Source organism: Kitasatospora sp. NPDC057542, assembly GCF_042801945.1.
Classification (GTDB): domain Bacteria; phylum Actinomycetota; class Actinomycetes; order Streptomycetales; family Streptomycetaceae; genus Kitasatospora.
This window is the reverse complement of record NZ_JBHVFE010000857.1, coordinates 1-1124: the sequence shown is the minus strand read 5'-3', so window position 1 is coordinate 1124 and position 1124 is coordinate 1. Positions and strand designations below refer to the sequence as shown.

The window sequence follows — 1124 nt, the reverse complement described above, 5'->3', positions numbered from 1 at the left end:
CGGCCGCCCCGAGCGGGCGTCCGGGCGGCCGGGTCCGGAGTCGGGAGGCGGAGCCGTGATGGAGAGTCAGTGCAGTCCCGGGGGCGCCGCAGGTCCGGCGGGAACGGAACCGGCGGACCGGGACGTCCAGTGGGTCTACCAGCCGGTCGAGGTGGACCTGGGGGACGGTGCCTGGGCGCTCGGCCGGATCAGCGGGTGGTGGCAGGACGCGGCCGGGCAGCGCTGGTGCCGGCTGCGGATCGGCTGCAGCGGACAGCCCGCGCTCTGGCAGCGGTTCGACCCGTCGCGGGTGCTGCTGCTGCCGGTCTCGGGGCTCTGATCCGGTCGGTCGTGGTTCCTTGGCGGAACCGTTCGGTGGGCCCTGTCGTCCCTGGGAGCGACCGCTGACAGGCCACTTAGCGACCGGGGACGACGTGACTTCGGAGATCTACTTCAGCAGCAACCATCGTGACCTGTGCGAGCAGCACGGCACCGGTGCGGGCTTCCAGTTCGAGTTCTACTGCTATCGCTGCTCGGACACCTGGCGCTCGCCGTTCGAGCCGTTCCGGACCGGCCAGATGGCCGGTTGGATAGGCAAGGGCGTCAGCGCGGCCTGGAACCTCATCGGCGGCAACGCCAACACCATCAGCAACGCCGCCGACGGACTGGCCGGCCAGACCTGGGGCACCTCGCGGGACGCCGCGTTCCAGCGCGCGATCGCCAACGCCCGGACGCACTTCAACCGTTGCGCCCGGTGCACCCACTACGTCTGCGGCCAGTGCTTCAACCCGGCCCAGGGCCTCTGCCACACCTGCGCCCCGGACACCGCGGCCGAGGCGGTGGCGGCGCAGCACCGCGGCCTCAACGACACGGTCACCGAGCGTGCGTACAAGTCCGGTCAGCAGTCCGGTGCCGAGTTCGACGTCAACGCGCCGCGACAGCTGGTCTGCCCGCAGTGCCACACCGAGACCCACGGCACGCCGTTCTGTCCGGGCTGCGGCTTCCGACTGGCGCAGCCCGTCCAGTGCACGAGCTGCCACAAGGACGTTCCGGACGGTTCCGCGTTCTGCCCGTCCTGCGGGACGAGGCGCTGACACCCCTCGGACGCACCACGGCGGGGCGCCCCCGGAGCCACGGTCCGGAGG

The 1124-nt window shown here is 72.1% G+C and carries 2 protein-coding genes; both read left to right on the top strand.

The features are described 5' to 3' along the window. Positions 1 to 319 (top strand): hypothetical protein (locus ACFU7Y_RS44120; protein WP_380772098.1); only part of this gene is annotated, 319 nt, incomplete at its 5' end. Between the two features lie 94 nt (positions 320 to 413). After that, complete coding sequence (locus tag ACFU7Y_RS44115) at positions 414 to 1073, top strand: zinc ribbon domain-containing protein (RefSeq protein ID WP_224285551.1); 660 nt, start codon at positions 414 to 416, stop codon at positions 1071 to 1073. The last annotated feature ends 51 nt before the right edge of the window (positions 1074 to 1124 follow it).